Origin of the sequence: Nocardioides sp. NPDC057772, assembly GCF_042798075.1 — a bacterium.
In the GTDB taxonomy this organism is placed as follows: Bacteria; Actinomycetota; Actinomycetes; order Propionibacteriales; family Nocardioidaceae; genus Nocardioides.
This window is the reverse complement of the sequence record NZ_JBHVKN010000229.1, coordinates 1-6,063: the sequence shown is the minus strand read 5'-3', so window position 1 is coordinate 6,063 and position 6,063 is coordinate 1. Positions and strand designations below refer to the sequence as shown.

Genomic DNA, 6,063 nt, shown 5'->3' with positions numbered 1-6,063 from the left:
CGGCCGGATCTGCGAGCGCTGTTCGGGGGCGAGGTTCACGACCGCCATCGCGGTCCCGACGGCCCACACGGTCTCGAAGATCGCGACCGCCTCGACCGGCAGCGGTCGCGGGATGTCGACGATCTCGTGACCGAGTGACTCCAACAAGGACGATGCGTTCTCCCAGGCGGTGACGCACTCGGGGTCGACCGTGGTCGGGGCGATCAGCGGCTCGATGAACCGGGCGATACGCAGCCGCCCGGGCGGGCGCTCACAGGCGTCCAGGAACGGCAGCGGCTCCTCGGGAGCCCAGAACGGATCACCCGTACGCCGCCCCGCGAGCACGTCGAGGAAGGCCGCCGCGTCCCGCACCGTCCGCGCGATCGGGCCTGCGGTGGCGAGCCCGGCGGCGTCGCCGTACATCGGCGACGGCGAGATCCGCGCGCGGGTCGGCTTCAGACCGACCAGGCCGCAGCACGAGGCCGGGATCCGGATCGAGCCGCCACCGTCGGAGCCCTGCGCGACCGGCACGAGCCCGGCGGCCACGGCCGCGGCAGCGCCTCCGGAGGAGCCACCGGCGATCCGCGTACGGTCCCAGGGGGTGACGGCGGGCGGCGCCACGTCCGGCTCGGTGTAGCAGGGCGAGCCGAACTCGGGGGTGTTGGTCTTCCCGAGCGAGATCATCCCCGCCGCCTCGATCGAGAGCGTCACGTTGTCGGAGACGTCGGGGACGAAGTCGGCGAAGGCGGCCGACCCGAAGGTGGTGCGTACGCCGCGGGTGAGGTTGAGATCCTTGATCGCGGTGGGTACGCCCCACAGCGGTGAGGCGCCGACCGGTTTCACCGCGAGCTCACGAGCACACGTCGAGATCCGCTCCTCGGCCACGGTCACGAAGGCACCGACATCGTCGAGCCGCGAGATCCTGTCGAGATAGTGCTCGGCGAGCTCTCCCGGGGAGACCTCGCACCGATGCAGCAGCTCTCCCTGTTCCAGGGCGGTCAGATCATGAAGCTCGGCCACCCCTGCAGGCTAACGCCACTCGTCCTCGAGCATCGCGTAGTGCACCAATGTCGTCCACTCGCCCTTGAACCACTCGGCCTCGCGCTCGACGGCCTCTTTGCGCATCCCGAGCCGCTCGATCACCCGCGCGGAGGCGGTGTTGCGCTCGTCGACCCGGGCGGTGACCCGGTGCAGGCCGAGCCCGTCGAAGGCCAGGCCCAGCAGCGCACGGGCGGTCTCGGTGGCGAAGCCCTGGCCGTGGAACTCGGGGTTGAAGGCGTACCCGATCTCCCCTGACCGCTGCTTCTTGCTGTGCCAGAAGAGCACGACGTCGCCGATCAGCCGGCCGCTGTCGCGGTGTTCGACGCCGAGGCAGAGCACCTCACCCTCCCGGCGCAGCACCGACGGCCGCTTCCACGCCGCATAGGACTCGCGCAACGCATCGCGGTCTTTCGGCACCGGCGGGATGTAGCGGCACACGTCCTCCCGCGACAGATAGGCGTGCAGGTCCTCGAGGTCGCGCTCGACGTCGAGGGGACGCAGCAGGAGCCGCTCGGTGGCGATCGGATAGTCGGGGTCCAGCACGGGCTCGCCGAGCTCCTGGAAGACGCTCAGGTGCAGGTCGGCCGGCCCGTCGAGGCGGGCGTTGAGGGACTCCCACGGGGTGTGGGTCGGTGGCGCCACCAGCGCGGCGCCACCCTCCACCAGCCGGGACGTGACACCGGCGGAGTCGTCGACCTCGAACGCCACCCGTACGTGCCCGGCCACCGGTCGTCCGGCCTCGACCTCGTCGATGTAGGCGTGCTGGGCCGGGTTGGCGAGCTCGAGCGTCGCCCGGCCGGCGTCGAGGATCGTCACATGCGCCTCGCCGGGGCCGGAGAAAGCGGCCTCCTCAGGAAGGCCGAGAGTGTCGCGGTAGAACTCCACCGCCTGCTCGTAGTCCTTTGCCTCGACCACCACTCGAAGCTGCTTCACGGGTCCACTCATGCCCGCAACCTAAGGCCGAAACCCCCATCGCGCACGCGATAAATGACGAAGGTCAGGTCTCCCCCCGGAGAGACCTGACCTCGTGGTGCCGCCTGGATGGAGAGATCAGACGGCTGCGGGCTCGAAGCCCGCGAGCTTCTCGACGGCAGCGGTGAAGCGTGCCTGGACCTCGGCGTCGGCGAACACGTCCACCTCGTGGGCGGGCTGCGAGACGATCGCGTCCTCGACGACGATCGCGCCGGCGATGCCGGCCGAACGGGCGGCGTCGGCGTGGGCCCACTTGCCACCGTACGGGGTCGGCGTGATGCCGACGACGGAGACGATCTTGTCCTTGATGGCGCCCGCGGCGTACGGACGGGAGAGCCAGTCGATCGCGTTCTTGAGCACACCCGGGATGGTGGCGTTGTACTCCGGGGTGACGATCAGCACGCGGTCGGCCTCGGTGATCGTCTTGCGGAGCTGGGTGACGGCCTCGCCCGGCTCGGCCTCGAGGTCCTCGTTGAAGAACGGCAGCTCGCCCAGGCCCTCGACGATCTCCAGGGTGACGCCCTCGGGCGCCTCGGCGGCAAGCTTCTCGGCGAGCTTACGGTTGGTCGACTCGGCACGCAGGCTGCCAACGAGTACGGCGATGCGGGTGTCGGACACGGGTTCTCCTCGGAAGACGCGGAAAGTTCAATGTTGAACTGTCAAACGTCGTCGTTCCGGGGATTCATTCCGCGACAACGTCCTCCCCGGGTGTGGTCTCGCCCACATGCCGGCGCAGCCCGAAGGTCAGCCCGTCGACCAGCGCCTCCCAGGACGCCTCGATCACGTTGGACCCGACGCCGACCGTCGTCCACGACGTCGAGCCGTCGGAGGTCTCGATCAGCACTCGCGTCTTCGCGTCGGTGCCGTGACCCTGGTCGAAGATCCGCACCTTGAAGTCGATCAGGTCGAAGTCGGCGACCACCGGGAAGGCACGCGTGATCGCGGCCCGCAGTGCCTGGTCCAGCGCGTTGACCGGACCGTTGCCCTCCCCCGTCTCGACGTGACGTACGCCGTCGGCATGGATCTTCACGATCGCCTCGGTGGTCGAGGCGGTCTCGGCCCCGCCACCGCGAGCCTCGGAGATGACCCGCCAGGACTCGACGTCGAAGAAGGAGGGACGGGCGCCCTCGACCTCCTCGATGAGGAGCAGCTCGAAGGAGGCGTCGGCCGCCTCGAAGGTGTAGCCCTGCTCCTCGAGCGCCTTGACCCGGTCGGTCACCCGGGTCACCAGGTCGCGGTCGTCGGAGAGGTCGTAGCCGAGCTCGCGGCCCTTCAGCTCGATCGACGCCCGCCCGGCCATGTCGGAGACCAACAGTCGCATGTCGTTGCCGACGCCGGCCGGGTCCATGTGCTGATAGAGGTCGGGGTCCACCTTGATCGCGGAGGCGTGCAGGCCGGCCTTGTGGGTGAACGCGGACGCACCCACGTAGGGCTGACGGCCCGCAGGCGGCACGTTGGTCACCTCGGCGACCGCGTGGGCGACCCGGGTGGCCTCGCTCAGCAGCCCGGTCGGCAGCACCTCGCGGCCGAGCTTGAGCTGGAGGTTGGCGACGACGGAGACGAGGTCGGCGTTGCCCGTACGCTCCCCGTAGCCGTTGATGCAGCCCTGCACGTGCATCGCGCCGGCGTCCACGGCGGCCAGCGAGTTGGCGACGGCGCACCCGGTGTCGTTGTGGCAGTGGATCCCGACCGCTCCGTGGGTGTGCTCGCGGACGTCGTGGACGACGTCGGCCACCCAGGACGGCAGCATCCCGCCGTTGGTGTCGCACAGCGCGACCACCTCGGCACCCGCCTCGTAGGCGGTCCGGAGGACCTCCAGCGCGTAGTCGCGGTTGGCCCGGTAGCCGTCGAAGAAGTGCTCGGCGTCGAGAAAGACCTGCTGGCCCTCCTCGCGCAGGTGGGAGACGGTGTCGCGGATCATCGCGAGGTTCTCCTCGAGCGTGGTGCGCAGCGCCAGCTCGACGTGGCGGTCGTGGGACTTGGCGACGAGGGTGACGACGCCGGCGCCCGAGTCGCGGAGGGCGGCCACCTGCGGGTCGTCGGCCGCCTTCACCCCGGCTCGACGGGTCGACCCGAAGGCCGCCAGCCGCGCGTGCTTGAGGTCGAGCTCGTCGACGGCTCGGCGGAAGAACTCGGTGTCCTTGGGGTTCGCGCCGGGCCAGCCGCCCTCGATGAACCCGACGCCCAGCCCGTCGAGGTGTCGCGCGATCGCGAGCTTGTCGGCGACGCTGAGATTGAGGCCCTCCTGCTGCGCACCGTCGCGCAGGGTGGTGTCGTAGACGTGGAATTCCATGGCGCTGTGTCCTCGGGCTGGGCTGAATCTGGGGCTGGGTCTGGGGCTGGGTCTGGGGCTGGATCTGGGCTGGGCAACAAAAAACCCTCTCGAGGACGAGAGGGTGGCGCGTCGGGCAGTGCTCGACGCGCTAGCGAATGATGATGACGTGGTTCGTCATGTCCCTGATACTGCCACGAAATCTCTGTCGGTGGGACGAGCGTCTCACCAGCCGAGGAGCTCGACCCACCACGGCTCGTCGCCGCCGGAGAACTGCGAGCCCTCCTCGGACAGCGACTGGATCGGGAAGAGCGCGAGGGTCACGACCACGGCGAACCCGAGGATCCAGGGCACCCATCGGGCCGAGACCCGGTGGACCGCCTTGGTGACCGGGCCACGCAGACGGTCGCGTCCCGAGCCGGTCCACAGCGCGGTGACGAACGCCAGCCCGGCGAGGGTCAGGGCCGCCTCGAGGGAGAGCTGCAGGGCATAGCCGATCAGCACCGCGGCCACCACGAACCCGAAGCCCCACGCCCCGACCACGAAGGTCTTCGGCAGCGAACGGACCAACCGCCAGGGCGCACCGATGAGGAGGCGGGGTGCGTCGTGCCACTTGCGGCCGCGGTACCAGCGCCAGCGGCGCAGATCTCCGGCGGCGAGGGTGCCGGCGCGGATCAGCCAGGCAGCACCGAGCACGGCCAGGAAGCCGCCGCTCGGGAAGGCGGCGATCACGCCGACGGCGAAGGCGAGCAGACCCAACCAGATGGCCGCGCGGCGCAGCTTCTCCAGGCGGGGGTCGTGTCGCCGGCTCACCGGCAGGGCGACCGGGGCGACCGGCGTGGTGGCCTTCTCCCGCTCGGCCCGGTCGCTCAGCGAGAGCTGCTCGATCGGCTTGTGCACGAACGGCCGGCGCGGCGTACGCAGCCACTCGCGGACTTCGTCCAGCGTCGGACGGTCGGCGGGGTCGGGCGAGAGCGCCTGGCCGAGCAGCCCGCGCAGCGGTTGCGGCACTCCCTCCAGATCGTGCTCGCCGCGCCGGGCGCGGTCCATCAGCTTCATCGGGTTGCCCTCGCCGAAGGGCGGGCGGCCGGTCGCTGCGTACACCACGACGGAGGCCCACGAGTGCACGTCCGAGGCCGGGGTCGCAGGGTCGCCCACCGCGATCTCGGGCGGCAGATAGCCGGGCGTGCCGATCAGCAGGCCGGTCACGGTGATCTTCGGGTCGTCGGCGACGCGAGCGAGCCCGAAGTCGATCAGGATCGGGGTGCGCCCCTCGACGATGATGTTGGCCGGCTTGATGTCGCGGTGGAGGACGCCGACGGCGTGGCAGTCGGCGATGCCCTCGGCCAAGTCGCTGGCCAGCTGCTCGACGTCATCGCGCGAGAGCGGCCCCTCGTTGACGATCTTGTCGTGCAGGGTCGGGCCCGGGACGTAGCGGGTCGCCAGCCACGGCACCTCGCCCCACGGGTCGGCGTCGACGACGCCCGCCACCCACCGGCTCCGCACCCGCTGCAGCGAGGAGACCTCGCGCGCGAGCCGGTGGCGGCCCTCCTCGTCGCCCACGAACTGCGTACGCAGCACCTTCAGCGCCACCCGCTCACCGCTGGTGCGGTGGCTGGCCAGGTGGACCCGCCCCATCCCGCCCTGCCCCAGCAGGGAGATCAGGTCGTAGTCGCCCACGGTCTCCCGCTGGCTCGCCGGGGACCGGCGTGGGGCTGTCGTCACGCGACAAACCTTATCCGCCGCGCCCGACACCCGGCCGAGGCGTCGCCCCCGCAGGCCGAGACGTCACGTACGTC

General features: G+C 70.8%; 5 protein-coding genes. All 5 read right to left on the bottom strand.

Features of this window, described 5'->3' with window-relative positions; genetic code table 11:
* On the bottom strand, positions 1-999 hold a 999-nt coding region (locus ACFVJS_RS24460; protein WP_378885891.1), incomplete at its 3' end, for an amidase.
* A 9-nt stretch (positions 1,000-1,008) separates the two neighbouring features.
* On the bottom strand, positions 1,009-1,965 hold the full coding sequence (locus ACFVJS_RS24455; protein WP_378885889.1) for a GNAT family N-acetyltransferase: 957 nt from the start codon (positions 1,963-1,965) through the stop codon (positions 1,009-1,011).
* 105 nt (positions 1,966-2,070) lie between these two features.
* A complete protein-coding gene (locus ACFVJS_RS24450; RefSeq protein WP_378885887.1) occupies positions 2,071-2,610 on the bottom strand; it encodes an NADPH-dependent FMN reductase in 540 nt (179 codons plus the stop codon).
* A 64-nt stretch (positions 2,611-2,674) separates the two neighbouring features.
* Positions 2,675-4,285: a citramalate synthase gene (cimA, locus tag ACFVJS_RS24445; protein WP_378885885.1), complete on the bottom strand. Its 1,611-nt coding sequence runs from the start codon at positions 4,283-4,285 to the stop codon at positions 2,675-2,677.
* A 204-nt stretch (positions 4,286-4,489) separates the two neighbouring features.
* Positions 4,490-5,989, bottom strand: a complete 1,500-nt coding sequence (locus ACFVJS_RS24440; protein WP_378885883.1) for a protein kinase — start codon at positions 5,987-5,989, stop codon at positions 4,490-4,492.
* Positions 5,990-6,063: the final 74 nt, after the last annotated feature.

Bases quoted from the DNA above. Each gene is read 5' to 3' on its own strand.
- ACFVJS_RS24455 (WP_378885889.1), bottom strand. From the start codon at position 1,965: ATGAGTGGACCCGTGAAGCAGCTTCGAGTGGTGGTCGAGGCAAAGGAC.
- cimA (WP_378885885.1), bottom strand. From the start codon at position 4,285: ATGGAATTCCACGTCTACGACACCACCCTGCGCGACGGTGCGCAGCAG.